This window comes from Pseudoalteromonas sp. MB47 (assembly GCF_011319765.1).
Classification (GTDB): Bacteria; Pseudomonadota; Gammaproteobacteria; order Enterobacterales; family Alteromonadaceae; genus Pseudoalteromonas; species Pseudoalteromonas simplex.
On record NZ_VFBD01000020.1, the window covers coordinates 167,835 to 194,468 of the forward strand.

24 protein-coding genes are annotated in these 26,634 nt (G+C 39.2%); 13 read left to right on the forward strand and 11 right to left on the reverse strand.

Annotation, left to right across the window (positions count from 1 at the left end; genetic code table 11):
- Positions 1-6 precede the first annotated feature (6 nt).
- The 5 genes from IMPJCBKJ_RS10380 (at position 7) to IMPJCBKJ_RS10400 (ending at position 5,521) form a co-directional block, all read left to right on the forward strand.
- Positions 7-1,971, forward strand: a complete 1,965-nt coding sequence (locus IMPJCBKJ_RS10380) for an acetyl/propionyl/methylcrotonyl-CoA carboxylase subunit alpha (RefSeq protein ID WP_166340173.1) — start codon at positions 7-9, stop codon at positions 1,969-1,971.
- On the forward strand, positions 1,971-2,876 hold the full coding sequence (locus IMPJCBKJ_RS10385) for a hydroxymethylglutaryl-CoA lyase (protein WP_166340175.1): 906 nt from the start codon (positions 1,971-1,973) through the stop codon (positions 2,874-2,876). The genes IMPJCBKJ_RS10380 and IMPJCBKJ_RS10385 overlap by 1 nt, the downstream gene beginning before the upstream one ends.
- A gap of 11 nt (positions 2,877-2,887) precedes the next feature.
- Entirely contained in the window at positions 2,888-3,586 is a 699-nt protein-coding gene (locus IMPJCBKJ_RS10390; RefSeq protein ID WP_054553797.1) for a CoA transferase subunit A, read from the forward strand.
- A gap of 11 nt (positions 3,587-3,597) precedes the next feature.
- Positions 3,598-4,254, forward strand: a complete 657-nt coding sequence (locus IMPJCBKJ_RS10395; protein WP_054553796.1) for a 3-oxoacid CoA-transferase subunit B — start codon at positions 3,598-3,600, stop codon at positions 4,252-4,254.
- A gap of 388 nt (positions 4,255-4,642) precedes the next feature.
- On the forward strand, positions 4,643-5,521 hold the full coding sequence (locus IMPJCBKJ_RS10400; RefSeq protein WP_054553795.1) for a LysR family transcriptional regulator: 879 nt from the start codon (positions 4,643-4,645) through the stop codon (positions 5,519-5,521).
- A 45-nt stretch (positions 5,522-5,566) separates the two neighbouring features.
- On the opposite strand, the gene IMPJCBKJ_RS10405 is transcribed toward IMPJCBKJ_RS10400, so the two are convergent.
- The 3 genes from IMPJCBKJ_RS10405 to IMPJCBKJ_RS10415 all read right to left on the reverse strand — a co-directional run bounded on the left by IMPJCBKJ_RS10405 (position 5,567) and on the right by IMPJCBKJ_RS10415 (position 6,807).
- Positions 5,567-5,914, reverse strand: coding sequence for a hypothetical protein (locus IMPJCBKJ_RS10405; protein WP_166340177.1), 348 nt, complete (start codon positions 5,912-5,914; stop codon positions 5,567-5,569).
- A gap of 98 nt (positions 5,915-6,012) precedes the next feature.
- The gene (locus IMPJCBKJ_RS10410) at positions 6,013-6,465 is read right to left on the reverse strand and encodes a hypothetical protein (RefSeq protein WP_166340179.1); all 453 of its coding nucleotides are present in this window, start codon (positions 6,463-6,465) and stop codon (positions 6,013-6,015) included.
- 108 nt (positions 6,466-6,573) lie between these two features.
- Positions 6,574-6,807 (reverse strand): hypothetical protein, encoded by a 234-nt coding sequence (locus tag IMPJCBKJ_RS10415; RefSeq protein WP_166340181.1) that lies wholly within the window; start codon positions 6,805-6,807, stop codon positions 6,574-6,576.
- Between the two features lie 300 nt (positions 6,808-7,107).
- Between IMPJCBKJ_RS10415 and IMPJCBKJ_RS10420 the strand changes: the two genes are divergently transcribed.
- A complete protein-coding gene (locus IMPJCBKJ_RS10420) occupies positions 7,108-7,530 on the forward strand; it encodes a hypothetical protein (protein ID WP_166340183.1) in 423 nt (140 codons plus the stop codon).
- Between the two features lie 69 nt (positions 7,531-7,599).
- Here IMPJCBKJ_RS10420 and IMPJCBKJ_RS10425 read toward each other — a convergent pair whose 3' ends face one another.
- Positions 7,600-8,517: a DUF5700 domain-containing putative Zn-dependent protease gene (locus tag IMPJCBKJ_RS10425; protein WP_166340185.1), complete on the reverse strand. Its 918-nt coding sequence runs from the start codon at positions 8,515-8,517 to the stop codon at positions 7,600-7,602.
- Between the two features lie 63 nt (positions 8,518-8,580).
- Positions 8,581-9,117 carry a hypothetical protein gene (locus IMPJCBKJ_RS10430; RefSeq protein ID WP_166340187.1) on the reverse strand — a complete coding sequence of 179 codons (537 nt, stop codon included), beginning with the start codon at positions 9,115-9,117 and terminating at the stop codon, positions 8,581-8,583.
- A gap of 537 nt (positions 9,118-9,654) precedes the next feature.
- Here IMPJCBKJ_RS10430 and IMPJCBKJ_RS10435 point away from each other — a divergent pair.
- Complete coding sequence (locus IMPJCBKJ_RS10435; protein ID WP_166340189.1) at positions 9,655-10,029, forward strand: hypothetical protein; 375 nt, start codon at positions 9,655-9,657, stop codon at positions 10,027-10,029.
- Positions 10,030-10,663: 634 nt separating this feature from the next.
- A complete protein-coding gene (locus IMPJCBKJ_RS10440) occupies positions 10,664-11,083 on the forward strand; it encodes a hypothetical protein (protein ID WP_054553788.1) in 420 nt (139 codons plus the stop codon).
- Between the two features lie 66 nt (positions 11,084-11,149).
- Here IMPJCBKJ_RS10440 and IMPJCBKJ_RS10445 read toward each other — a convergent pair whose 3' ends face one another.
- From IMPJCBKJ_RS10445 to msrA, 4 genes are all read right to left on the reverse strand, one after another.
- The gene (locus tag IMPJCBKJ_RS10445) at positions 11,150-12,238 is read right to left on the reverse strand and encodes an HlyD family secretion protein (RefSeq protein WP_054553787.1); all 1,089 of its coding nucleotides are present in this window, start codon (positions 12,236-12,238) and stop codon (positions 11,150-11,152) included.
- 14 nt (positions 12,239-12,252) lie between these two features.
- On the reverse strand, positions 12,253-13,581 hold the full coding sequence (locus IMPJCBKJ_RS10450; protein WP_166340191.1) for a glycosyltransferase: 1,329 nt from the start codon (positions 13,579-13,581) through the stop codon (positions 12,253-12,255).
- Positions 13,578-14,984 (reverse strand): hypothetical protein, encoded by a 1,407-nt coding sequence (locus tag IMPJCBKJ_RS10455; RefSeq protein ID WP_166340193.1) that lies wholly within the window; start codon positions 14,982-14,984, stop codon positions 13,578-13,580. The genes IMPJCBKJ_RS10450 and IMPJCBKJ_RS10455 overlap by 4 nt, the downstream gene beginning before the upstream one ends.
- A 276-nt stretch (positions 14,985-15,260) precedes the next feature.
- Positions 15,261-16,538, reverse strand: coding sequence for a peptide-methionine (S)-S-oxide reductase MsrA (gene msrA, locus IMPJCBKJ_RS10460; RefSeq protein ID WP_166340195.1), 1,278 nt, complete (start codon positions 16,536-16,538; stop codon positions 15,261-15,263).
- Positions 16,539-16,695: 157 nt separating this feature from the next.
- Between msrA and IMPJCBKJ_RS10465 the strand changes: the two genes are divergently transcribed.
- From IMPJCBKJ_RS10465 to IMPJCBKJ_RS10485, 5 genes are all read left to right on the forward strand, one after another.
- A complete protein-coding gene (locus tag IMPJCBKJ_RS10465; RefSeq protein ID WP_166340197.1) occupies positions 16,696-18,219 on the forward strand; it encodes a leucyl aminopeptidase in 1,524 nt (507 codons plus the stop codon).
- A 152-nt stretch (positions 18,220-18,371) separates the two neighbouring features.
- Complete coding sequence (pxpB, locus tag IMPJCBKJ_RS10470) at positions 18,372-19,040, forward strand: 5-oxoprolinase subunit PxpB (protein ID WP_054553782.1); 669 nt, start codon at positions 18,372-18,374, stop codon at positions 19,038-19,040.
- Complete coding sequence (locus IMPJCBKJ_RS10475; protein ID WP_166340199.1) at positions 19,037-19,972, forward strand: biotin-dependent carboxyltransferase family protein; 936 nt, start codon at positions 19,037-19,039, stop codon at positions 19,970-19,972. The genes pxpB and IMPJCBKJ_RS10475 overlap by 4 nt, the downstream gene beginning before the upstream one ends.
- Positions 19,973-20,340: 368 nt before the next feature.
- Positions 20,341-22,008, forward strand: a complete 1,668-nt coding sequence (gene asnB / locus IMPJCBKJ_RS10480; RefSeq protein ID WP_138619474.1) for an asparagine synthase B — start codon at positions 20,341-20,343, stop codon at positions 22,006-22,008.
- A 332-nt stretch (positions 22,009-22,340) separates the two neighbouring features.
- Positions 22,341-23,915: a BCCT family transporter gene (locus IMPJCBKJ_RS10485; RefSeq protein ID WP_054553779.1), complete on the forward strand. Its 1,575-nt coding sequence runs from the start codon at positions 22,341-22,343 to the stop codon at positions 23,913-23,915.
- Positions 23,916-24,021: 106 nt separating this feature from the next.
- On the opposite strand, the gene IMPJCBKJ_RS10490 is transcribed toward IMPJCBKJ_RS10485, so the two are convergent.
- Complete coding sequence (locus IMPJCBKJ_RS10490; RefSeq protein WP_166340201.1) at positions 24,022-24,729, reverse strand: 3'-5' exonuclease; 708 nt, start codon at positions 24,727-24,729, stop codon at positions 24,022-24,024.
- Positions 24,729-26,627, reverse strand: a complete 1,899-nt coding sequence (locus IMPJCBKJ_RS10495; protein WP_166340203.1) for a DUF294 nucleotidyltransferase-like domain-containing protein — start codon at positions 26,625-26,627, stop codon at positions 24,729-24,731. The genes IMPJCBKJ_RS10490 and IMPJCBKJ_RS10495 overlap by 1 nt, the downstream gene beginning before the upstream one ends.
- Between the last annotated feature and the right edge of the window lie 7 nt (positions 26,628-26,634).

A 26,634-nucleotide genomic window follows, 5' to 3' on the forward strand; every position in this document is an offset into this window, starting at 1 on the left:
ACCATTATGACAACAAAATCATTGAAAAAAATTCTCGTTGCCAACCGTGGTGAAATTGCCTGCCGAGTTATGCGTACAGCAAAGCAAATGGGCTTAACTACGGTTGCAGTGTACTCAGATGCTGATAAACATGCTCAGCACGTAAAGCTTGCTGATGAGGCGTATCACATTGGCCCTGCGCCAAGTAAAGATTCGTACTTAGTAGCAGACAAAATAATCGATGTAGCTAAACAAGCAGGTGTTGATTGTATTCACCCGGGTTATGGTTTTTTATCTGAAAACTGTGACTTTGCACTCGCGTGTGAGAAAAATGATATCGCCTTTATTGGCCCGCCAGCATCAAGTATTGAAGCCATGGGTTCAAAAACCCGCGCTAAAGAAATTATGCACCAAGCAAATGTACCATTAGTGCCAGGCTACTATGGTGACAATCAAGATACAGATTTCCTACAAGCTGAAGCTGAAAAAATTGGTTATCCGGTACTGATTAAAGCGGCCTTTGGTGGCGGTGGTAAAGGCATGCGAGTTGTTGAACACGCAAAAGACTTTATCGGTGCACTTGAAGGCGCAAAACGTGAAGCAAAAGCCGGCTTTGGTAACGATTTAGTACTGTTAGAGCGCTATGTCACCAAACCGCGCCATGTTGAAGTACAAGTTTTTGCCGATAGCCATGGTAACTGTGTGTACTTAGGTGACCGTGACTGCTCTTTACAGCGTCGTCACCAAAAAGTAATTGAAGAAGCCCCTGCTCCGGGTTTATCTGATGCACTTCGTAAAGAAATGGGTGAAGCTGCGGTACGTTGTGCCCAAGCGATTAATTATCGCGGTGCAGGTACAGTTGAGTTTTTATTATGCGGTGATGAATTCTTCTTCATGGAAATGAACACCCGTTTACAAGTAGAGCACCCAGTAACAGAAATGGTAACCGGTGTTGATTTGGTGAATTGGCAAATCAATATTGCGGCAGGTGAAGCATTACCACTTAGCCAAGCAGATATTCAGCTACAAGGTCACAGCTTTGAAGCACGTATTTATGCAGAAGATCCAAGTAATGACTTTATTCCGTGTTCTGGCCACATTGACGCCCTATTCACACCGAACGAATCTGAATTTGTACGTATAGATACAGGGATTGCAGCGGGTGATGAAATTAGCCCGTTCTACGATCCTATGATTGCTAAATTAATTGTTCATGATGATAACCGTGAGGCAGCGCTTGGGCGTTTATCAAAAGCACTAGAGCAATTCCACCTTGCAGGTTTTAGCTGTAACGTTAATTTCTTACATAATCTTGCTAACCACGCTACTTTTCAAGCAGGTGCACCCGATACGCACTTTATTGAAGACCAAGGTGAGCGCCTTGTTGCTAAAAACGAGCAACAGTCTGTTATTGCGACCGTTGTGGCAGCCTATGCGTATGCACATCAACTAAAAGGTGAAAGCAGCAGCCCATGGCAACAATTAACAGGCTTTATGCTAAACAGTGATGCTAAAACAACAATTCCGTTTGTAGATTTAAACGTTCATGCTGTTAAGACCTCAGATGGCTTTAAAATTAGCTTAGATGGGGTTGACTATACAACCTCGGGCAAGGTTGAAAATGGCCTTGCAAACTTAGTTGTTAATGGCGAAAAAGTTGTGGCTCATATTAATCAAACAGACTCTCACATTACAGTGATGTACAAAGCACAGCAAATGGTGCTAGAACTGATTGATAAACACTATATTAGTGAACACGAAAGTGATGCGTTGCCACTTGCTGCACCACTCAATGGTACTGTTGTTAAACATTTAGTTGAAGTGGGTAGTACTGTTGCTAAAGGTGACGCTGTTGTCATCATCGAAGCGATGAAAATGGAATACACGCTTAATGCCCCACATGATGGTGTATTAACCAGCTATTGCTTTGCTGAAGGTGAACTGGTGAGTCATGGTGATATGCTCGCGATTGTTGAAGAGCCGGAGGCGTAATGGCACAGTTTCCTGATTTTGTTCGCATTGTAGAAGTTGGCGCCAGAGACGGTTTGCAAAATGAAGCTACCGTTAATACCCAAGATAAAGTCGCTCTTATCAACGCCCTTGCAGATGCTGGGCTTAAAGATATTGAAGCAGGCGCCTTTGTGTCACCTAAGTGGGTGCCACAAATGGCTGACTCTAGCGATGTAATAAGCGCATTAAATTTGCCAGACGTTAACTTAAGTGCCCTCACCCCGAATTTACGGGGTGCAGAGGCGGCAAAACAAGTCGGCATACAAGAATTTGCAATCTTTACAGCGGCAAGTGAAGCGTTTTGTCAAAAGAACATTAACTGCTCTATTGATGAAAGTATTGACCGCTTTAAAGATGTAATGGATTTTGCCAAAGCGAATAACATTCGTGTTAGAGGTTATGTTAGCTGCGTCATGGGTTGTCCATATCAAGGTGATGTCGACTACAATGATGTATTAAAAGTATCAGAGCGATTACTCGAGCTTGGTTGTTACGAAATTAGCCTTGGCGACACCATTGGTGTAGGTACGGCGAAAAAAGTCGATGAGTTATTAGATTTACTCTTGCAACATATTGATAAATCAAAACTCGCTGTACATTTTCACGACACCTACGGACAAGCGCTCACAAATATTTACACCGCCCTAAGCCGCGGTATAGCAACGGTTGACAGTGCTGTTGCAGGCCTTGGTGGCTGCCCTTATGCCAAAGGCGCGTCAGGAAATGTTGCCACTGAAGATGTAGTTTACTTACTGCAAGGACTTGGCATAGAGCATGGAATTGATTTAGAAAGACTGGCGAAAGCTGGTTGGGCTATTTGCAGTGCACTAAATAAACAACCTGTCAGCAAGGTATCACTTGCTCTAAAGAACACTCAGAATAATTAAGGAGTAGGCTCATGGCCGGTTTCGATAAAGTGGTTTCAAGTTATGAAGCTGCAATGGAAGGTTTAAAAGATGGCGATACAATTATCGCTGGTGGCTTTGGCTTGTGTGGTATTCCTGAGGGACTTATCAGTGAAATTAAGCGTAAACAGACTAAAAATCTAACTGTTGTTTCGAATAACTGCGGTGTCGACGATTTTGGTTTAGGTGTTTTACTTCACGACAAGCAAATTAAAAAAATCATCGCTTCTTATGTGGGTGAAAATGCGCTTTTCGAAAAACAACTACTCGATGGTGAAATTGATGTTGTTTTAACACCACAAGGTACACTCGCTGAGAAGATGCGCGCCGGTGGTGCTGGTATTCCTGCGTTCTATACAGCTACAGGTTACGGCACGCCTGTAGCCGAAGGCAAAGAAGTTAAAGAATTTGATGGTCGCCCATATATCTTAGAAGAGTCAATTACAGGTGAGTTTGCCATTGTTAAAGCATGGAAAGCCGACCGCTACGGTAATCTTGTATTTCGCCACACAGCTATGAACTTCAATCCGATGGCCGCGACAGCAGGTAAAATTACCGTTGCTGAAGTTGAAGAGATTGTTGAGCCAGGTGAACTTGAGCCAAGCCAAATTCATACCCCAGGTATTTATGTTAATCGCGTGATCAAAGGCGACTTTGAAAAACGCATTGAACGTGTAACAACTCGCGATTAAGGAGCAATAAAATGGCATTATCACGTGAACAAGTTGCAATGCGTGTTGCACAAGAACTACAAGATGGCTATTACGTAAACCTAGGTATTGGTATCCCTACTCTGGTTGCTAACTATGTACCTGACGGTATCGAAGTTATGTTGCAGTCTGAAAATGGCTTATTAGGCATGGGTGCGTACCCAACCAAAGACCAAGTTGATGCAGATATGATCAACGCGGGTAAAGAAACCGTGACAGCAGCCACAGGTGCAGCAATATTTAATAGTGCAGATAGTTTTGCCATGATACGGGGTGGTCATGTAGACTTAACAGTATTAGGTGCATTTGAAGTTGACCAGAACGGTAACATCGCATCGTGGATGATCCCAAAAAAGCTAATTAAAGGCATGGGTGGCGCGATGGACCTCGTTGCTGGCGCGAAGAATATTATTGTTACGATGACTCATGCAAGCAAGCATGGCGACTCTAAGTTATTAGAAAGTTGCACTTTACCGCTAACTGGGGTTAACTGTGTAAAGAAAATCGTAACTGATTTAGCCGTACTAGAAGTTAAAGACGGCGCATTTCATCTAATCGAACGCGCTCCAGGCGTGTCGGTAGATGAAATTATTAGCAAAACGGCAGGCAAATTGCTTGTTGAAGGTGATGTTCCAGAGATGGTTTTTTAAACCACTCACATCCCATGTACCGACCTCATTCCCAGTGCCAATGGCGCTGAGTTACCCAAAATCCCTCGCAAGAGGGATTTTTTTTATCTAAAGTCAGCCTTTCGCCGCACCATTTTGTCACATAAATAGTATAAAATGCCCTGCTTTAGTGAATTGGCAGTATCTAATACTGAGACTATGACGAAATAGCTAAAACTGCTAAGATCACTTTTTTACTAAACATTTGCCTAAACATAGATTAAACGAGCGATTAAAGGCTGTTTTTTATACAATATGGCAAGAGTTAGCTATATTCATTCTTTACTCTCTATTTTTTTACATTTTGGGATAATAATTGCTTAGCAGTTAATTAACTAACAAGCGCTATTGAGACTTACTGAAATTAACTATGCAAACACCTATTCGTGGCCTACGCTCATTTTGTTTTGCTGCTCGCACCCTTAGCTTTAAAGATGCAGCAAACCAGCTTTACCTTACACCTTCTGCTGTAAGCCATCAGATCAAACAATTAGAAGAACAATTGGGTATTGAACTATTTGAACGTCAAACCCGTTCAATTCGCCTAACAGCGGCTGGTAAGAATTTTTATGACTCTGTATCACCGCTTATTAAAGCGCTAGAAAAAACCATTAATGAGTTTAGTCAGTTACAAGAAAACGTAACGATCAGTATTACACTACCTGAGTTTTTCGCCAGTGAGCTTTTAATGCCAAAACTGAGCGAATGGACCAGTGAGCACCCAAATACAAACTTACAGCTTAATACCTTAAAAACGCGTAAAGAGCTGACTAAGCAAAGCGATTTGTCGATTGTATTGTCTTCATCTAAACCGCACGAAGGCGTTGTACATGAGCTATTTTCGCTATCGTATACACCAGCTTGCAATAAAGAAAACTGGCAAGCATGGCAAGAAAACCCGTTTCAGGCTTTAAATGAAGTTCCTCTTATACTTCATAAAGCACGTCCTTGGGCTTGGCACCAATGGGCAGAGCATGCTGGTATTGATGACTTTGCACCAAAACAAATTATTCAGGTTGATAGTATGTTTGGTGTGGCACGTGCCGCGCAACAGGGGATGGGTATTGCCCTAATCCCCTTGCCTATTAGTCAAACTTGGTTTGATGAGCAATGGTTATTTAATTTCACCGATATGCCATTAAAAACAAAAGATAAATATTACTTAGTGCAACACGATCCTAGTGAAACCAATGCACAATTAGAGCTATTTATTAAATGGATGCTTGATACTTTCAAACATCTAAAATAAAAGATTAAAGACCCTCAATTTCATTGAGGGTCGTTTATTGAAAATTTAACTTTTCGACTTGGTTACTAAAATACTCACTTTGTTTTCACCAATTTCGAAAGACGCTTGTTTACCATATTCCACAACAAAAGAAGGTGTAAAATAGCTGCCAGCGAGTGTGATAGATGTTTCTATAGCCGCCGTATTCTCTTTTTGTGGTATCACTGTAACTTCATAGCTAAACCCCTCACCTATAGAGATGGTCGCAGGTTGTTTTTCTTCCACCAGCATTACTGGCGATGCTAGTAGCTCATTCGCTTTATAAACAGATGTTTCAACTTGAAAGCTATCAGCTGCGAAACAACTTGTTGATGCTAAAAATACTCCAGCTACTAAACCTAACTGTTTTTTCATATTTATTTCCTTATCTCATTTATAGGGTTTGTCCGTAATTAATATCAGTTAGTACGTTTATTTGATACACGGAAACTTCAGAATGTTAACTTTCTCTATCAAAGCTCTCGATAATACACATCAATGGTATGTGATATGGCTTCATAGCTGTTATTTTCGTGTTTAAAACACGCTTTTCTTAGTTCCTTCTCTTCGTAGTTTTTACCTGCCACGACGACTTGATCTAAAGTTTGTGAACGTGCACAGAAATGCTGTTTTGAAATTGTTTCTATTTTAACTGATTCAGCTTTTGAACGCGGTAATGAACTAGGCTTAGGATTTTGCTTCATGCCTTCAAGTAACTGTGCTTTAGTAACAGGCACAGTATCTGACCCTAGCCCAGGAATATGCAATGTTTGTTTAATCGTATAGTTTTTACTTAATAATGGCGCAAACAAAGATACATCGTTGCTCAAATAAGCTTGCTCAAAATTAAGATAAACAGCCACTTTATCTTCAGCTGCATTGGCAACGAATGGGCATAGTAATAAACACGCAAGTTTAAGCTTCATAGTCTTTTTTATTTTTTACCTATTTAACAACTATATACCACCTTAAAGTACCGATTTAGCCATTAATAAACAACTATTTGTTTAATTTATGGCTCTCCCTACCTATGATTATTTATCATCTTGCTTTTGTTTTTTACGTTGCTCATGCTTTGCTTTAGCAACGTTTTCGAACACGGGCGGCGGTATCGGAAATAATGAGATAAGCGGAAATAAAGCCATAAAAAGATAAGCGCCTTTTGGCATTTTTTTAGCCCAACGTACCATATGGGACAAAATGATAAAGGCTATAACTAGGCTAACAAAAGCAACGATAACTATAAGTAAAAGTGTAAGTAAGTCCATTTTCAATCCATCAGTAGGTGACTTAAGATTAATGGGTCCTTATGTACGTTTTTTAAACCGTTAAATTGTTAATTGATAGCTAAAGCCAATTTCAGCAATCGGCATAAGATCAAATAACGAAAAGCTTCCTCTATCTAACTTCAAGCTTCCCCTCTAATTCCAATTCATTACATTAGACTAAAGTCTATAGGTTAAATTTCTTCATCTATTAGGTCATTTTTTATCGTTTGTTGAATTTGCAGTGTTCAATTAAAGTTCATTTGTCGGCGATTGATACCGACTCAAATAGAGGAAATGATTATGTTTAGTACACTTATGAAACGCGTTGCAGTTAGCTCATTATTAACTTGTTCAGCTATGGCAGTGGCTGATCAAAGTGACTACAAATTAATGGTTATTGATCAATCTACACAAGCAACAGTAGAAACAAACCGTCAATACGAACTAGCATTTAACCAATGTGCGTTAAGTGTTCAAGCAAAGAATTTTACAGAAGCTGAAACACTTTGCTCTAAAGCAATCAGCTTGCTTAGCAAGAGCAAGGTACCTGCTTATAAACGTCGTGAATTAACCTCATTTGCATTAAGCAACCGCGGTGTAGCTCGAATCATGTCTGAAAACGACACTGCTGCATTGTCTGACTTTTACGAAGCAGTACAAATTTCAGGTAACGAGTTAGTAGAGCACAACTTAACGCGTGCGAAAAAGAACTTAGCATTATAAGTTCTCACAGAATTGTGTTGTCACAAAACCCAGCTTCAGCTGGGTTTTGTCGATTAGGTGTTTCGTTTTTTAGTCTTCCGCTTTTATCAATAAATCAAGTTCTTTTAGCAATAGGCTCTCTACTGTCTTTTTATTCATTTTAGCCAATTGCTCTAAGCTGTAATTCTTGCCAATTTCTTTCGCTAAAATATAACCTAGGTAATAACCTCTTCGGTATGGCAGCTTTGTCTCGTCCTTTGCGAAGTTGAAAAATGAAGAAAATATTTCAGTTTTTTTTGAGTAAAACTTTTTCTTAAGGTCAACGAAAGAATCGAGCTGCCTTGCGCGAATCTTTTTCACCAAATTGCTAGGTATGTTTAGCATCAATTCATCATCACTGGCTGACGGAGTTAATTTATGTGAAACGTAAGTAGCTAATCCCTCAGTCCAAATAGAGCACCATAGCTCATCCTTACATTGAAATAATTTTTCATGATAAACGTGAAATAACTCGTGATGAAAGAATGGCGTATCGTTTTTCCAGGTATGATATTTGGCCATAAGGTCTACACCAAACATTAAGTAAGTCTTACCATTTAACTCTCGCGTTGCCCCATTGAACCTTCCTAATGAGTGAAGTATGTAAATGGGGGTTTCAGATTTGAAATCAGGGAAAGTAGCAATAAATGATTCCAAACTGCTGTTTAACTCTTTAGATAAACGTCTATTTTTTGAAAAATATACTTCTTCTATTCCACTGAAACCCTCAATAGCTTTAACAAAGCTTTTGTCACTATAAAAAGGCGCAAATTGAGAGGTGAAATGTTGAGAAAACTGCTCTGCTCTATTTTCTGCAGTCAACGTCTTGCTTGACTGATATAAAGTATAAAAATCATCAGCGAGATTAATGACTTCAAAATCAGCTGACTGCTTGTTAGCAAGCGCATTAAATGAAAGCACACCAAATATGAAGATAGAGAGTAGAAGAAATTTAGAGAATATTTGCATAATTATAGTCAGAATTATTTGTTAGGATAAAGTCGAATATGTTGAAGATTCGATAATTCATGTCTAAGTGGTTGGTTGCTCAGACAATGCTTGTTTGTAACTTAAATCAAAATGTTTGAGTAACTGATTCAAATAGTTCAGATTTATCTGGTTAGGTTTAAAACTTTGTCCCTTTTCAATATTTGCTATGTGTTGTTTTAGTTTTGCTTTGTCTTTATTCCAAAAAGCGATGTTTCCTAGTACAAAGTCATTCCAATACATTTTTGAACCACTTAGCTTTTCATCGGGATCCAATACTTTTTTAGCGTGAAAAACCGCTTGTTGATAGTCACCCGCTAACCCTTCCATTTGCGCTAAATGCCAAGTTAATGAGCTTTCATTTGAATTATTATGAGAGATATAACGTTTTATCAGAATGGCAGCTTCAGCATGGCAACCTGATTTTTCTAACAATCTAAAACCGGCATCGTACGTCTGATCAAATTGTTGGTATGTTAGGCTCAAATCGTCTTTTAACCTTTCTTCAAGCTCAACTTTACAGTCAGCAAAGCTTACATTTGATATAATTAAAAACCCGATTGATAAGAGTCCTGTTTTCATAATTCTGTCCTTAAATTTGCTAATGCCTGTATAAGATAACACTGCAATCAAACGCAAGTTCACTACAAAATAAAAGTAGTTGGTTCCATGTAACCTTTAAATTGTTGTTATTTTTCTATAATGCTAAACGAATTATTACACAAGATGATCTTAAATCACCAGAATACATAAATAGACATCCTGAATATGGCTTGACGTGCCAATTCATAAGATAAATGTAATTCGTAAACGTATTTTCTTCATTAATGGCTATGAGAATGAAGATGAAGATGAAGATGAAGAATATCTATACTTGAGCGCCTAATGCAATTGTCATCTAACACTGTGTACTTATAGACATGAAAGCAGCCATACAACCCTGAGAGAATAAATAAGCTATTGCAGATACTAAGAGCCTATTACAACTTTTGTTTAACCGGGAATAATGGTAAAACACCAGCAGAAAAATTAGGCATAGCGAAAGGTCCTGTTGAAATTAGAAAGGTCCTTTACCCTTGATTGAGCCATATTTTTATATAACACGGAGGACACAACTTAATGGAAAGCTTTTTATTTAAGTTCGCATGTTTTGATTGCAGAGTTTCTTTTAAGAAGTCTGCTACCAATAATATTGAAGAATACAGTGCTCACTTGCCAGAAGCTGAACTATCGCATAAATGCATGATCTGCGGTAACAAGATGGCATTTATGGGTAGGCAATTTCAATCACCACAAAAATCAGACTTAAGTGGTTGGAAATCTGCTCAATTATTATGGGAGCATGGTTTTAGGTTTGTTGGAAATGGGTTTCACAATTCACCTGCATTACCAAAGAAAAAACCTGATACATTAGCTTTTATTTCGGAAAACAAAGATCACAATCAAAAGGTGTCATTTTCAGTAGATTGGGAAGTATACAAAGCAATTACGTAAATAATTCAAATAATAACAAGAATAATTTACGCAGCCACTTGGTGCACACGAAAGGTTAATGTTAATGGCTTAGTTGAAATGACTTTTTCTAGCGTCTGCTTTGGTATTCCGGACGCCCAGTAGCTTTTTGAAATAAAACCGTAAATTACTTCAAAATCAAGATCAGTTTTGTCTGTGCTAATTCTATATCCTTGCACCAGTATTCCTTCTTACGGTTTATCATGATAATTATGAATTTATTGCTAGTCTGCGTACCACAATAAACTCTTGTTATTTAAGATGTTTAGTTTTAACAAAGTTACTAACCAATTGCTACTGTCCAAATATTAAGACTGTGCCCCTTTGACCTAAATATATTTTAAAACCACAATTTACGGACCCAAATAACATTTCTATATAAGAGACAGCATTAAATTTATCAGCAATCAACTCAGCTAATTTGTAACTTTCAATACAGGAATACAACAACTTCATCTCCTCTACATCACAGTAAAATTCCGAATCCTGAGTAATTACTCTATAGATTAAATTTCTTCATCTATCAGTTTTAATTTAATCGTTTGTTTAGCTTATGGGAATATTTTAAAGTTCACTCGTTGGCAAGAAACACCAACTTATTCAGAGGAAAACTATCATGTTAAAAACACTTGTAACCACTATTGCACTTAGCTCTTTATTAACTTGCTCAGCGATGGCAGTAGCCAAACAAGCTGATTATAAACTGATGGTTATTGAGCAAGCTCAAACGAACGATAATGCAACTAGCCAATACGAAACTGCCTTCAACCGCTGTGCATTAAGCGTTAAAGAAAAGAATTTTTCAGAAGCGGAAAGCCTGTGTACACAAGCAATTTCTCTTCTAAGTACAAGTAAGGTACCTGGTTACAAACGCCGCGAATTAACTTCGTTTGCACTTAGTAACCGTGGTGTTGCCCGCATCATGTCTGAAAAAGATACTGCTGCACTTTCTGACTTTTATGAAGCGGTGCAAATTTCAAAAAATGAACTTGTTAATCACAACTTAAGTCGCGCAAAACAAAACCTAGCGCTGTAAAAGTTCCCCCAACCAAATTGTTGTCGAAAGCCCGGTTCTTGTGTGTTCTGACCGGGCTTTTTTTATTTAATGTTTGGCAAATAAATCTGACATCCCCTTCATTGTGATGCGATCAAATTGAATTTCTACAGGTAATCCTTCTATATGGTATTCTGCTGGAATATCTACTTGCAAAATAAGTTTTAAAGCGGCTTTTTCGCCTTCGAATGGACCTGAAAGCTGCGGGGGTATCTTACTTGTAAGCTCTGTATATTCATTAATTACAGCATCAAATTTTTTACCATTTGGAAGTTTTACAGTCGCTTTTTGACCTATTTTTGAATACTCCAAAAATTTTGGTGCAAGATAAGCATGAACTCTTAGTTCTCTGCCGGTATCTACTGAAAATAATGGTGAGTTTTGATCTACAAACTGACCATCTTGCACAAAGATATCGTTAATATTTCCCGAAAACGGAGTTTTAACAACAAGGTTTTGTTGCAGTGCAGACAACTTTGCAAATTCAATTGAAAGATCTTGATAGCGTTGCCCCTTTAATCCATACAAGCGTTCCATTTCTTGCCGCTCTTTCTCACGCAAGATATCAACTTTTGTCTGTTCGTAACTTAATTGAGCACTGTTAAAAGCAGCTATTGCGCTTGCTAAATCAGAAACGGGGACTATTCCGCGGCTTTTATAATCTTTATACGTATTAAGTAATTCTTGCTGCCTTTCAACGCCTTCTTTTGCGACTCGCTTTCTTTGTTCTAGCTGCGTCATAATTGTTTTGCTAAATGGTATCTGTTGTTGAGTTAGATTTAATATTTGTCGGTCAACTTCTTGATACTGCCCTGTCAATTCAGGGTTATATAATGTGAGCAATATTTCATCTTTCATCACAGAATCACCAAGGTTAACGTCAACAAATTCAATAGTTCCTTTACTTGGAGCTTTAATCAGAAGCGGTTCAGTCGTAATGATACCAACAGCTTCAACCTTAAGTTGCGGCACTAAATAAATCCATGCGACAATACAAATAGGGCTCAATGCAATCAGAATTAAAAAATACCAGCGTAATTTATGTGATGTTCTTTTTGCTCCAGCATATGGAACTTTAATTCCTTTTTCTTCGTTCGGATTGTTGACCTTTGCAGTGCTATTAAAATGCAATTTCATATTATTCCCTTAATCTAAAATTTTTGACCACGTTTAAGCACCCACCAAGGTGCCATACTAGACTCTTCATGCGACCGCCGGAATACTTCGTTAACCAGCGCAAAGCAACATATTAGGCGCATTATAAATGCATAGATGGGATAGAGAGGTAACCAGAGGAATAGTGTAAAATCTTGCTTAGGCCTTTCTGAAACACTAACTAAAACTAACAAATAAAAATAGCCGATAGTTAGAAGGTATAAGGCATAAATGACGAATATTAATGCTAGTGAGAATTGCCAAGGATAAATAATAGCAACCCCAACAAAATACACAAAAATGACAAATGGCAACATAACGTTTTGCAAGTAACCATAAAAAAGTGTAAACAAAAAATTCTTCCAGCCTAAAAGCTTAGGAGAAAAAGCTGGCCAATGTTTACGCAAATATAAAAACAGCAAGTCCCCGTCCCAACGTAATCTTTGCAAGACAAGCTCTTTAAATGATTGAGGTGCGTCTGTATGTGCAATCGACGCCGTAGCGTAAGGTATTTTTAAATTAGGGTAGCGTTTAAAATACTGTTTGATACGAACTGTTAGATCTAAGTCTTCTGCAGTATGAGTATCCCAACCTCCTATTTGTTTTAAGAAATCACGTCTAAATGCACCAAATGCACCTGAAATGTTGTTAATTAAATTACATTGAGCTAAGCCAGTTTTACCACCCTGCATCGATATTAAGTATTCGATTGCTTGCATTCTAGTCCATAAAGTTTTATTCACATTACGAACTCTTAAAGCACCTCCCACAGCAGGTACATTAGGGTCTTCAAATAACCTGACTAAATTTGCCATCATATCATTGTCAAATGAAGTATCCGCATCAACATTGACGATAATTTCACCTTTAGCATAGGATAAGCCTGCGTTTAAAGTTGAAACTCGCCCTCCCCGCTGCCATTTTGGCAATAAAACAATCTCACGATTTTTGCGTTTAAATAACTGCTTACATTCTTTAGCTACATGGTAAGTGTGGTTATTTTGAACAGCACCATCTATTACAGCAATAATTTCAATTTTACCTGGGTAAGTTTGTTCAACGAGTGAGTGAATGGTTTCTTTAACTGCATCCCCTTCTGCATAACAAGTAATAACACAGCTAACTTTTGGTAAATAAAATAATTTAGTATTGTTTATACGTGTCTTTTCTCTAGTCCATTTAATTATGCCAAACGTGATTATTAAAAATAGCGGCAACTCATAGATAAGGTATAAAGGAATAAATTTCACTAGAACTAATATATTACTTTGTACATAAAAAATAATTTGTTCAGTAATATGTATTAAAGTGCTGAGCGTACTCATAAAACACTCTCCTGCTGAGCTGCAAATTGTTGCTCAAGCCAAACACCTATTTCATCTGGCATTTCTTTTGATGGAAGTGGAATGCCTTTAATCGAAAGTGAGAAGTCGCTATTTTTATTGAGTAAAGAAATCCCTTTTAATTTTTGATAAACAAAGGATAAATGTTCAATTGTTGTATTAGGTAACATTAAAAGTAATGTATGCTCTCCTGCTAAACAGCAAATATCCGTGGTCCTGATACTCTCGTTAATTCTGCTCTCAAATTCGTCTATTAATTGAATAGCACGTGCTTCACCATTTTCTGCAATAAATTGCGCGAGGTTTTTTAACTCTATCTTAACTATTGAGTGTGTTTGCTGGTGCCTTACGGCAAGTTGGTTTTGCCACTTAACCACCCATTCGAAATGTGAATAGTTAATAGAGTCAGTGCTGGTTAAATTAAAATTGTCAAAACGCTCACCAAGTCTAATTAAACTTTTACCTTCCATTGATATGTTGTAACTATGAATGTTCTGTACTATTAACTCATCAACTTGATTACTGGTCTGACAGTGGAAGCATTTAGCAATAACGTCAGCATCTACAAAGCTAGTATGGCATTGGTTACATTTCTGGTTTTCTATTGGGCGATCATAGTCAACGCCAATGTGTCTCAATTTTGTATGGCAATTAGGGCAGCTTAGCCCGATACCCTCTTTAAATTTAGATTCGCCATTTACATGACCACAGTTAAAACAGTGCAAACTAGATACACTGGCAATATCAATACTTTGACAACTTGGGCATGAATCAACATAATTTAAGTGCCCTGATTGGCAGTGTCTACAGTAGCGAACACGGTCGATTAACTTATCTGTCTGTAAGAGTTTTCTTCTATGGATACTCGACAACCATGACATCGCATCTTTAGTGTTAACCCCGAAACACTCTAAAAGCGGATAATAATAAACACTATTAATGCTTAAATCATGAACAGGTAACAAGCTATTATCTTTATAAATCCACATAAAAGACAAAAGCTTAGTTAAAGCTGAGTCGACTAAATTAAGACTTAGATTTAAACTAGTTGCGCGCGTTATTACGGAGTTATAAAAATCATCACTTTGTTTATTAAAAAGACCATTTGCAAGAGCTTCTGATAAATAACAAGGCGTATTTACCAAAATACAGCTTTGCCATAACAGTTCGTGCTTACGGATTTTCTTGAGCGCTTCGCCTTGGTTTACAATGTCGTCAGCAAAAACAATAAGTGGAAAATGAGATTGAGCTTCAAAAGCGGAAAAAAAGTGCTCTACGTCGTTAAATACTGTGAATTCGTGTCCGTAAACTAAAAAATCAATATCCTTAAGCTCACCAATCCAAATTTTTTGTAACGAAATATCATTTAATTGCTGTTTATTCATTTACCCTCCATGAAATGAACTATTGTATTCATACCGCATTCTAAACTGTTTTTATATAAGGTACGATCAGACTTTTCATATAACTGGTAATTTATGGTTTAAATTAACTAGTCAATAGCTTATAAAAATAAGAAGGTATGATTGAAATCTATATTTAAAATAATATTTTATTGTTATTAATTGAAATATAAACTTTATGTTAATAAAGAATTGTATGAGGTAGCTTTTAATATAAAAGCCAGCTCTGAAAGCTGGCTATAAATAAGTTCTAACTTATTAAGTTTCATCTCTTGGCACAAAATCAAGCACTGTTGCATTAATGCAGTACCTGTCTTTACCTCTTGGCCCTTCACCAGGGAACAAATGCCCTAAATGAATACCAGAGCTTTTTGATTTAAGCTCAATACGCTGCATGCCATAACTGTTGTCTTCATGCATAGTTACACTGTCTTTAACTGGATGTGTAAATGAAAGCCAGCCAGTGCCTGAGTTAAATCTATCTCGGGTATCAAAAAGCGGCGCTCCACTTAGCTTATCAATAAAAATACCGTCGGGTGTATTTTTAAAGATATCGTACTGCTTACAAAATGGGCTGTCAGTTCTGGCATGAAATGCAACTCTAAAGGCTTCACTGTCCCCCAGTTTAAATGCGCCTAAGGCTTTGTAAAACTCACCTTTACTGACATAGCCTTGGCGACCATAAACCTCTTCGCCATTTTCTATAAATAATAACGTGGGTGTTGCCCAAGTCGGCGTTTTAATCGTTAAACCGTCAAGTTGATCAGCATGACGGAAAGTCATAGGAATTGTCCCCATGTACTCATTAGCGACCTCTTTTTTAAACTTTTCACAGTATGGGCAATAACCTTTAGCATCTATCACTACAATTTGCTTACCTGCCAATAAGGCTGTGTTATCAACCTGCTGTTTTTCGACTGGTGTGAATACAACGCCCGTTGAATGATCAGGGCAATAGCCATTGGGGTTTTTCTTTAAATAGTCTTGATGATAATCCTCAGCAGCATAAAATACATCAAGCGGTTTTATTACAGTCACAATCTTGCCGTAGCCTGCTGCGGTTAATTTACTTTGGTATTCATCTTTAAGTGTATTAGCAACCTCGAGTTGCTCATTATTACTTACCAAAATTGTTGAGCGGTATTGAGTGCCAATATCATTACCTTGGCGATTTAGCTGGGTTGGATCATGATTTTCAAAATAATGCATTAACAGTGATTGTGTTGTTAACTCGTTGCTGTTGTATGTCACTTTAACAACTTCTGCAAAATTGTTTTTATCAAAGCGTCGCGAGCTACGTGTTATGTTCTTGTAGGTCGCTTTAAAACCATGCCCATCGGCATAGCCAGATACCGCATCCAACACGCCATCAAGTGCTTCGTAACGTTTTTCTGCTCCCCAAAAACAACCTGAACCTAGCACAATGGTTTCAATATGCCCTGTTGCGTTATCTGGCATTGTTTCAGCTTTAATTGGGCTGGTGGTAAAAATGGCACTGCAAGTAAATAGTGTCAGTAACATCGACTTAATTGTCATACTAATTTCCTCTTAAAAGCCAGTATTTAAGACAGACCGCGTGTAGGTATTAATAATTTCAACTTAAACGCATGCAAACAGCGATTCACCGCTAACAATTTAACTCTTAACCTTATTTACGGTAAAACACAGCTTTTTAACATTGGGATATTAAAAAATGAAAATTGCACACAGCTTATCTGCTATTGCATTAGGATTAACACTTGCTACGCAAGTGAATGCCGCAGAGTTCACTTTTGCAAAATCAATTAAACCGAACGACAACACACTAGTTTTATTTTTAGATACAGATAGCCAAGTTGCTAATTTTAATTATTTAAAGCCAGAAACCCAAACTCACCTAAATAAAGTCATTGAATTTAGCGACTTTAAAGCAGGTTATGGAAAAACGTTAGAAGTTATCGCACCAAACGGTAGCGACCATCAACGCATCTTACTTGTTGGCTTAGGAGAGCAGCCAAAACTAGATGCAGCAAAAATGGCAAAACTAGGTGGTAACGTTCACGCTAAATTGCAGTCGGCTAAACAAGCAAATGTTAGCCTTGATTTTTCAGAGCTTAAAGACAGCGCAATCAATGCTAAATATGCAGCAGAATTTGCACATGGCGCAAATTTACGTGACCACCGTTTTGAGCAATACAAAAAAGAACAAGACAGCCACGTTGTTAACTACACATTAGATGTTGAAAATTTAGACCAAGCGGTCAAAACCCATAAATTACTACAAAGCATTGAACAAGGTGTATTTTTAGCACGTGACTTAACCTCTGAAGTTGCAACAGAAATGACACCGGTTGATTTTGCTAAAGCGGCAAAAGAGCTTAAAAAGTTAGGTGTTAAAATTACAGTTTTAGAACCTAAGCAAATTAAAAAGCTAGGCATGGGTGCACTTGAAGCAGTTGGTCGTGGTAGCGAAGAAGGTGCACGTTTAGTGGTTGCTCATTATCAAGGTAATAAAAACACCCCTATCGCGTTAGTGGGTAAAGGTATTACCTTTGATTCAGGTGGCTACAGCCTTAAAACAGGCGCGTCAATTGCCCGCATGAAATCAGACATGGCAGGGGCAGCTGCAGTACTGGGTACTGTTAAAGCAATGGCACTTGCTAAAGCCGACACAAACGTTGTTGCTGTAATGGGCATGGCTGCCAATATGGTATCGCAATTTGCTGTTGCGCCTGGCGATGTTGTAAGAACAGCCGAAGGTTTAAGTGTTGAAATTGTTAATACAGATGCTGAAGGTCGCTTAGTACTGAGTGATGCAATGTGGTATGCCCGTGACAAATACAAACCAAGTATTATGGTTGATGTTGCGACCCTAACCGGGTCTAAAATTCGTGCTGTAGGTAATGAATACGCGGCGGTTTTCTCTGATGATGATACTCTTGTTGAGCAACTAACTATTGCGGGTAAGCAAGTAAATGAAAACCTATGGCGTTTACCTCTAGGTTATGAAGATGCATTAAAGTCAGACATTGCTGATCTTAAAAACATCGGTTCACATGGCCCAGGTGCTACTACAGCAGCGAGTTTCTTACAAAACTTTGCCGGTGACACACGTTGGGTTCACATTGATATTGCAGGTAACGCGCTAAACTCTAAAGCAAAAGATGAACTAGCTGAAGGCGGTACAGGCTATGGCGTACGTTTACTGTCTAATTGGTTACTAAATAACGCACAGTAATTAGACATTGCACTTTATCAAGTGGTTATAAACTATTATAGCCACTTGATTGTCTTGAGTTTTTCTAATTAACACTAAAGACACATTTACATCATCAACAAACAGCCTATATGCTAATAAGCATTAAGGGATAATAATAAGATTGATACGCAATGACGACGACCAAAAGTACACCTAAAATTATGGCGCTCACTACGCATAGCATCTTTTTTGATGCCTATGAAACAGCAAGCGACATACTCACTACGCAAAAGAAAATATGGGCATTAGCACAATATTGCCAAAGCAGTGATGACTTTGTTGATGTAGTCCCTGCCAATAATAATTTAACACTTTACCTGAAAGAGCCCGCTCAACTTGCTGGTTGGCTGCCACGATTACTTGAACAATGGCACGAACTTAAAGCTACTGACTTTAACTCACGTCATCATAAACTTGCGACTCGTTATGGTGGTGAATATGGGCCTGATATAGCACATGTTGCTAAACATCATAATCTGTCTGTTGATGATGTTGCTCAAATGCACAGCAGTGCCAAATACCACGTGCTTTTTTTAGGCTTTAAACCCGGTTTTGCTTATTTAGATGGTTTAAATCCACAACTTTTCACACCTCGACATGCTGAACCAAGGCTCTCTGTTCCAAAAGGATCTGTTGCTATTGGCGGCAATCAAACCGGTATTTACCCTGAAAGCTCCCCTGGAGGCTGGCAAATTATTGGTCATACAGATTTTCGTCTATTTGATATCAATGCAGCCTCGCCTTGTGCTATCGAACCCGGTGATACTTTAGAGTTTGTTATTCAGGAGGTGTTAAAATGATCACTATCATCAAACCTGGTATGCAAATGTCTATACAAGATCAAGGCCGCACAGGATCTCGCCATTTAGGCATTGGACAATCAGGGTGCATTGACCCTTATGCTCAAGTTATTACAAACCGTTTAGTCGGCAACGACGACAACAACCCCGTTATTGAAATCACTTTGGGTCTTGCCGAAATTCAGTTCGATAACGATTACTACATTGCACTGCACGGTACAGATATGAAAGCCACAGTGAATGGCAATGCTGTTGAACCAGGCTGGAGCTTTTACATAAAAAAAGGCGATGTATTAAAGTTTAATGCGGCGCGTCATGGTTTTAGAAGTTACCTTGCGATTGGCGGCGAGTGGCATTTACCTGAGCCAATTTTAGATTCTTACTCAACAGATATATTAGCAGGTTTTGGTGGCTTGACCGGTCAAGCACTACAGGCTGGCGATAGTTTTGATATAACGCCAAGGTACAATACCAAAATTGGCTTAGGCGCTATGCTACCACCTAAAAGTACACAAATTCGTATTCATGCCGCACCACATGCAGCACTGTTACCAAAAGACACCATCGTTAACTTTATAAATCATTCATGGCATGTATCACCAAATAGTAACCGCATGGGCACACGGCTATTAAGTGATGAGTGTGATATCAGCCATGATGTTTCATTACCCTCTATGGCTGTCGCTCCTGGCTGTATTCAGCTTCCGCCAAATGGTGAACCCATAGTGCTATTAAACGATGCGCAAACAACGGGTGGTTACCCATTGCTCGGTACCGTGATCGAAGCCGATCTTCGTCACTTTGCACAATTAAAACCCGGTGATTTCCTTCACTTTAAGTTTGTTACACTTAAAGAAGCCCATGCAGCACAAGAAAAACTCACTGCGCACTTAAATCAACTTGCGATAGCACTAAACTATATTAATAAATAGCGTTAATTTATTGGTGTTTAAAAAGCGAGCAAAGAAAGTCTTTGCTCGCATTGCTTTAAAGCTTGTCTATACATTTAAAAAGGTAAAAACCCTATACATTCCTTTGCACCAAAGCTGTGCAGAAAATTTAGTAACAAAAGCCTTTATTCCAGACTCATTATCATCCAATTTGAACAAATCAAGCATTTAAACCGCTCACCCTTTAACCACTTACCCCATACTGGTGCAAAGAGGTTAGCGCAGGTGCATATTTTATTCTCAATTAATTAAAAAACCTGTGTGACTTAGGTAATTATTTCTGTTAAAACAAACATTCGCAGTTATATAAATTCTGTTAACTGCGCACATATTTGGAATGAGGAGTCACTATGTGTTCAATTTTTGGGGTATTAGATATTAAATCTGATCCCGCTCAATTGCGTAGCCAAGCAATTGAGATGTCAAAACTATTAAGGCACCGCGGGCCAGACTGGTCTGGCGTGTATTCATCAGATAAAGCTATTTTAGTCCACGAACGTCTAGCGATTGTTGGCGTATCGAGTGGTGCACAGCCTTTGTACAACCCTGAGCGTACAAATATTCTTGCTGTTAACGGTGAAATTTATAACCACAAAGAGCTCGCTGCCAGCTTAGAAACTGATTTTACTTTTCAAACTCAGTCTGACTGTGAAGTTATTTTAGCTTTATATAAGCAAAAAGGCCCTGAGTTTTTAGACGATTTAAATGGTATTTTCGCGTTTTGTTTATACGACGAAGAGCAAGATGCCTACTTAATTGGTCGTGACCATATCGGGATTATTCCGCTTTATACGGGTCATGATGAACATGGTAACTTTTATGTTGCCTCAGAATTAAAAGCATTATCGCCAATTTGTAAACATATTGAAGAATTCCCTCCGGGTCATTTCTTGTGGAGCAAAGATGGTCAACTTCGTAAGTATTACAGCCGCGATTGGCAAAGCTATGACGCAGTAAAAGACAACGAAGCTAAATCAAGCGATGTTAAAGAAGGCTTAGAAGCTGCTGTTAAACGTCAATTAATGTGTGACGTACCTTACGGTGTTCTATTATCAGGCGGTTTAGATTCATCGGTAATTTCAGCTATCACACAACGTTTTGCTGCAAAACGTATCGAAGATAATGATGAGTCTGATGCATGGTGGCCAAAACTGCATTCATTCTCTGTGGGTCTTGAGGGTTCACCCGATTTAGCAGCTGCACAAAAAGTAGCTGATATGATTGGTACGGTTCACCACCCTATTCACTTCACCATTCAAGAAGGTATTGATGCCCTACGTGAAGTGATTTATCACATTGAAACGTACGATGTAACAACTATTCGTGCCTCAACGCCGATGTACTTAATGGCGCGCCAAATTAAAGCCATGGGTATTAAAATGGTGTTGTCGGGCGAAGGAGCTGATGAGCTATTTGGTGGTTACCTTTATTTCCACAAAGCACCAAATGCGCAAGAGTTCCATGAAGAGCTTAACCGTAAAGTCTCTAAACTACATATGTTCGATTGCTTACGTGCGAATAAATCAATGGCAGCATGGGGCGTTGAAGCGCGAGTGCCATTCTTAGATAAAGAATTTGTAGACGTAGCAATGCGTATCAACCCAGAAGCGAAAATGTGTAAAGACGGTAAAATCGAAAAACACATTATTCGTGAAGCGTTCGACGGCTACCTGCCAGACGACGTGCTTTGGCGCCAAAAAGAGCAGTTCTCTGATGGTGTAGGCTATAACTGGATTGATACGTTAAAAGAGTATGTGAACGAACAAGTTAGCGATCAAGACCTTGCTAATGCAAAATACAAATACCCGATCAATACGCCTGATTCTAAAGAAGCGTATTTCTATCGTAGTATTTTTGAAGAGCACTTCCCTGGTGATGCAGCTGCAAAATGTGTTCCGCATGGCAAATCTGTTGCTTGTTCTACTCCTGAAGCACTAGCTTGGGATGCATCATTCCAGAACAATGCTGACCCTTCAGGTCGTGCTGCTGGCGTTCATAACGACGCTTACAAAAAGTAGTAACTTTGTGCTGCAAGCCCTGTGTTTGCAGCACTTTCCTCTCAATTGAAATAATTTGCTTTGAAATAATACTGTCATCAAATTATTCCTTTCGCTGCCTAATTTGTTCACAATTCCAACAAAAAACGTAAAAAACTGCATTTATTCGGCTGTTTAGGGACAAAACCATTTACATTTTTTTTCGAGCTCCTACACTAAAGACTAAACTTTGGTACAAATTTAGTTCGTCTACAAACTATTTTTGGGTTTGATACGTAAAAATAGTAATAGCCAAGCTAGTGCCAACCGGCCGTTTAGCTCTCTGCTAAATATAATCACAACAAGAGGTATTCATGAGCGAACATCATGACAAGTACAGTATCGACAATACCGACTACACTGTCGGACAGGACAATGTACAAAAATGGGGTTTTGATGTGCACAACCCTGTATTTGGCATTAGTGCTGGATTAATTGCCCTATTCTTAGTGGCAACACTTATTTCAGATGCTGAAACAGCAAAAACAACTCTGAATGGAATTAAAAACGACATTATTAATAACTTTGATGGCTTTTTTATGTGGTCAGCAAACTTATTCGTATTGTTTTGCTTAGCGTTAATTGTTTCACCATACGGTAATATCCGCCTTGGGGGTAAAGAAGCACGTCCAACTCATTCACGTATTTCTTGGCTTGCAATGTTATTTGCTGCAGGTATGGGTATAGGCTTAATGTTTTGGGGCGTCGCAGAACCTGTCGCCTACTTTACAGGTTGGTACGAAACACCACTTGGTGTTGAAGCAAACACGCCGGAAGCCGCTAAACTGGCAATGGGTGCAACTATGTTCCACTGGGGTTTACACCCTTGGGCAATTTACGCGGTTGTTTCGCTTTCACTCGCATTCTTTTGCTATAACAAAGGTTTGCCGTTATCTATTCGTTCAATTTTTTACCCAATTTTAGGTGACAAAGCGTGGGGCTGGCCTGGCCACCTTATTGATATCCTAGCTGTACTTGCCACTCTATTTGGCCTTGCAACATCTCTTGGTTTAGGCGCACAACAAGCCGCTGCTGGTATTAATCACGTATTTGGTACTGATAGCGGAATTGGCTTAGAAATAGGCGTTATTATTGGTGTGACGTTACTAGCTGTTATTTCTGTTGTTCGCGGTATCGACGGCGGTGTAAAACTGCTTAGTAACGTAAACATGCTTATCGCTTTTGTATTACTCGTATTTGTTGCACTTGTTGGGTTTTCTGCAGCATTTGGCAACCTTCCTAATACAGTAATGGGTTATGTTGAAAACATTATTCCACTGAGTAATCCTCATGGTCGTGAAGATGAAACATGGATGCATGGCTGGACTGTATTCTACTGGGCTTGGTGGATTTCATGGTCACCGTTCGTAGGTATGTTCATTGCACGCGTATCTGAAGGCCGCACAATCCGTGAGTTCTTAATTGCTGTATTACTTGTTCCTACTGTTGTGACTATCTTCTGGATGTCAATTTATGGTGGTATCGCTATTGAACAAGTGATTGATAAAGTGGGTGTACTAGGTGAAAAAGGCTTAACTGATGTACCACTAGCTATGTTCCAAATGTTTGAAGCCCTGCCAATGTCGCAAGTGCTTTCATTCATTGCAATTGTGCTAGTACTGGTGTTCTTTATTACGTCATCTGACTCAGGTTCATTAGTAATCGACTCAATCACCGCTGGTGGTAAAGTTGACGCGCCAGTGCCACAACGTATTTTCTGGGCTACAATCGAGGGTGCAATTGCAGCTGCACTTGTTTGGATTGGTGGCACACAAGCAATCGAGGCCTTACAAGCCGGCGCCGTATCTACGGGCTTGCCGTTTACCTTTGTATTGCTATTAATGTGTGTGAGTTTACTCCTAGGTTTACGAACAGAACCAAGACACTAAATACGCTTTGAAATAATAAAAAACGCCGCATTTTTTGCGGCGTTTTTTTATTGATAAGCTTTGCACAATAATTTAAATACCCGACATAACGTCGGTGCTACGAGCGCTATATTAGTAATTCGCTGAGTGGCGTATCTGGGCGGTAGTGGTAAGCTATTTGCGCTTGTAGCAGCTCTGCGGTGGCTGTGGCATCATTAAGTGCATTGTGGTTTTGATACGCTGGTAACGAATAACGAATGCGAGAGTCAGCTAAGCGCACAGAATCCAGCTTAGAATTAAATAGTCGACCTAGTAACCCCTGCTTTGCTTTAAGTGCGCGCGTTTCCAGATCAAGCGTGTCTATAACGGCAAATTCAAGCCCTTCGCCTAAACGGGCTTGCAACGCTTGATATAAAAAGTGCCGTTCAATGGGAGCAAAATGCACCACAATCACTTTGCCTTTTAATGCTGCTAACAAAGGCGCCATAATCGTTGAAAAGTCAGGTGCATCGCTCACTTCTGAGTGAGTTATACCATGAATAACAATCGACTCTTCAGCAAGCTTGCGCCTTGGTTGAACAATCCAATGTTGGCTATCTTTACAAAAAATACGCTTGGTATTAAATGGAATTAAACCAACACTGACTATATCGTCATTTTGATAATTTAGACCGGTTGTTTCAAAATCAAGTGCTACTAAGGGAATATCACTAATTGGTGTGCTTAAATCACAAATAGCTGATTCATAATACGCTTTGATTAGTGGCTGTTTGCTCTGTGTTAATAACTCTTGATACCGAGTCGGCCAATCAAGTTTTGCGCCTTGTTTTGCCATTACTTCATCCCTGAGTTAGCAGAGTATCTGAATTTTAGGAAATTCTGCGCTTTATCTAAAATGGCAAACGCCTCTTTAAGATTGCGCTGCTCAAAAGGAGAAAGTAAATGAGGCTCTAAGTCATTATCTGGCGCTTCATCAAGCTTTTCTATTTGCCACGCTTGGTGTCTAATTCTGATCATGGCAATGTACTCTAGGGCGTCTCGTAAATCTTGTGCTTTGCCTTCAGGAAGTAGTTTAGCTTCGATAATATCTTCTAAACGCTCGAATGAATTTTGTTTACGACTGCCTATCGCTAATGCATGCACGCGTATCACATCAGATAAAGGCGCTGTACCGCGGCGTTTTAAGTTCATAGAGCGCTTGTGTTGGCCATTATGCTCTAACACAAAGTCTTTAAAGAAACCTAAAGGCGGCGTTCTGTTACGCGCATTCGCAGCAAGGTTTGCCAAGAAACGCTTATTCTTGCGCCCTTCTGTTGCGATAAAGCGTTTGAGTTCATCGGCCCATTTGTTTTTACCGTAAACACCATCTAAATCAAAAAAGATCGAGCTATGTAATAAAGCCTGCGGTTTAGGTTCGGCCATCCAACCTGCAAATTGTTCTTTCCACTGCTCGCGTGTTAAACGCCACTTTTTAAATGACGCCATGATTTCGCCTTCACAATATTTGTAGCCACACTCAGCTAAACCGTCACAAACAAAATCAGCCAAATTCTGAAAATACTCGTCATGTAATTCCTCGTTAAAACTATTATCAAGGATAATGGCGTTATCTTGGTCGGTCACAATTAATTGCTCATCACGCGCCATTGAACCTAAAGCGATGAAGCAATAAGGAACCGGCGGTGTGCCAAACTTTTCTTCAGCTAAATCAAGTAAACGCTGTTTGAAGGTACGCCCTATTACAGCCATTGCGGTACCAATCATGTGAGAGTTAGCATCTTCGTTAACCATACGAACAAATACATTAGGTAATTGCCTTGCATAGTGAGCTAAATCTTCAACCGATTGCTGAGCTAATATGCCGCGCACTAACAATAAGCTACTTTGCGACTCGTAGCGTAAAATATCCGATAACGAAATAACGCCAATCGGCTTTTTCTTAACAACCACAGGCAAGTGGTGAATGTTATCTCTGAGCATGGCCAGTACAGCTTCAAACACATAGGCATTACTATCGAGTAGTATTAAGTCTTTTTGCATTATTTGAGCAGCTGGCGCTTCGTAACTTAACCCTTCAGCAATTACACTGGTGCGTAAGTCACGGTCAGTAATAATGCCAACAACTTGGCCGTCGTCATCATCAGGATCATCACTGATTGGTTTATCGGCATCAGTAACAAGCACAGACGATACCGACTCTTGCGTCATTAATTGCGCAACCATTTGCACAGAGGCATCTTTTGCCACAGTGACAACATCACGATGAAGAAGCGACTTGACCTTGGCGGTTGTTAAATCGTTGCTGTCTGCCTGTTCAACAATTGCCTGATGAAGGCGCACATTACCATCGGCTTCAAAAAAGTCAGCAAATGTTTCGTATTCGTCGCAGTATTGATTAAACAACTCAACATTAATGCAATAAACTAAGGTGTCTTCGAGTGCCTTTGCCGGAAAGCGAACTTTGCGGTTCATCAGAAGGCCCATTTGCCCAAAAATGCCGCCGATAGTTAAACGGTTGTATAAATCACCATCACGACGATATATCTCTACAGCACCTGTTCGAATAACAAATAAATCAGCGATATCCTCGCCATAATTTAGTATTTCAGTGCCTGCGCGAAAATAAGCGATTTCGACTTGTGATGCGAGTTTATTTACCGCCTCTTCAGGAAGATCATCAAAGGGAGCGTGATCAGAAAGAAATTGGGCGATATCGACGTGTTCGGCTTGCATACGCGTA

What these genes read in the sequence shown, in the direction of transcription:
- IMPJCBKJ_RS10415 (WP_166340181.1), bottom strand. Translation starts at nt 6,807, where the DNA reads ATGGACTTACTTACACTTTTACTTATAGTTATCGTTGCTTTTGTTAGC.
- IMPJCBKJ_RS10450 (WP_166340191.1), bottom strand. Translation starts at nt 13,581, where the DNA reads ATGAGTACGCTCAGCACTTTAATACATATTACTGAACAAATTATTTTT.
- IMPJCBKJ_RS10475 (WP_166340199.1), top strand. Translation starts at nt 19,037, where the DNA reads ATGATCACTATCATCAAACCTGGTATGCAAATGTCTATACAAGATCAA.
- IMPJCBKJ_RS10495 (WP_166340203.1), bottom strand. Translation starts at nt 26,627, where the DNA reads ATGCAAGCCGAACACGTCGATATCGCCCAATTTCTTTCTGATCACGCT.
- IMPJCBKJ_RS10430 (WP_166340187.1), bottom strand. Translation starts at nt 9,117, where the DNA reads ATGAAAACAGGACTCTTATCAATCGGGTTTTTAATTATATCAAATGTA.
- IMPJCBKJ_RS10390 (WP_054553797.1), top strand. Translation starts at nt 2,888, where the DNA reads ATGGCCGGTTTCGATAAAGTGGTTTCAAGTTATGAAGCTGCAATGGAA.
- msrA (WP_166340195.1), bottom strand. Translation starts at nt 16,538, where the DNA reads ATGACAATTAAGTCGATGTTACTGACACTATTTACTTGCAGTGCCATT.
- IMPJCBKJ_RS10385 (WP_166340175.1), top strand. Translation starts at nt 1,971, where the DNA reads ATGGCACAGTTTCCTGATTTTGTTCGCATTGTAGAAGTTGGCGCCAGA.
- IMPJCBKJ_RS10400 (WP_054553795.1), top strand. Translation starts at nt 4,643, where the DNA reads ATGCAAACACCTATTCGTGGCCTACGCTCATTTTGTTTTGCTGCTCGC.
- IMPJCBKJ_RS10395 (WP_054553796.1), top strand. Translation starts at nt 3,598, where the DNA reads ATGGCATTATCACGTGAACAAGTTGCAATGCGTGTTGCACAAGAACTA.
- asnB (WP_138619474.1), top strand. Translation starts at nt 20,341, where the DNA reads ATGTGTTCAATTTTTGGGGTATTAGATATTAAATCTGATCCCGCTCAA.
- IMPJCBKJ_RS10465 (WP_166340197.1), top strand. Translation starts at nt 16,696, where the DNA reads ATGAAAATTGCACACAGCTTATCTGCTATTGCATTAGGATTAACACTT.
- IMPJCBKJ_RS10440 (WP_054553788.1), top strand. Translation starts at nt 10,664, where the DNA reads ATGTTAAAAACACTTGTAACCACTATTGCACTTAGCTCTTTATTAACT.
- IMPJCBKJ_RS10490 (WP_166340201.1), bottom strand. Translation starts at nt 24,729, where the DNA reads ATGGCAAAACAAGGCGCAAAACTTGATTGGCCGACTCGGTATCAAGAG.
- IMPJCBKJ_RS10380 (WP_166340173.1), top strand. Translation starts at nt 7, where the DNA reads ATGACAACAAAATCATTGAAAAAAATTCTCGTTGCCAACCGTGGTGAA.
- IMPJCBKJ_RS10455 (WP_166340193.1), bottom strand. Translation starts at nt 14,984, where the DNA reads ATGAATAAACAGCAATTAAATGATATTTCGTTACAAAAAATTTGGATT.
- IMPJCBKJ_RS10425 (WP_166340185.1), bottom strand. Translation starts at nt 8,517, where the DNA reads ATGCAAATATTCTCTAAATTTCTTCTACTCTCTATCTTCATATTTGGT.
- IMPJCBKJ_RS10405 (WP_166340177.1), bottom strand. Translation starts at nt 5,914, where the DNA reads ATGAAAAAACAGTTAGGTTTAGTAGCTGGAGTATTTTTAGCATCAACA.
- IMPJCBKJ_RS10485 (WP_054553779.1), top strand. Translation starts at nt 22,341, where the DNA reads ATGAGCGAACATCATGACAAGTACAGTATCGACAATACCGACTACACT.
- pxpB (WP_054553782.1), top strand. Translation starts at nt 18,372, where the DNA reads ATGACGACGACCAAAAGTACACCTAAAATTATGGCGCTCACTACGCAT.
- IMPJCBKJ_RS10410 (WP_166340179.1), bottom strand. Translation starts at nt 6,465, where the DNA reads ATGAAGCTTAAACTTGCGTGTTTATTACTATGCCCATTCGTTGCCAAT.
- IMPJCBKJ_RS10445 (WP_054553787.1), bottom strand. Translation starts at nt 12,238, where the DNA reads ATGAAATTGCATTTTAATAGCACTGCAAAGGTCAACAATCCGAACGAA.
- IMPJCBKJ_RS10435 (WP_166340189.1), top strand. Translation starts at nt 9,655, where the DNA reads ATGGAAAGCTTTTTATTTAAGTTCGCATGTTTTGATTGCAGAGTTTCT.
- IMPJCBKJ_RS10420 (WP_166340183.1), top strand. Translation starts at nt 7,108, where the DNA reads ATGTTTAGTACACTTATGAAACGCGTTGCAGTTAGCTCATTATTAACT.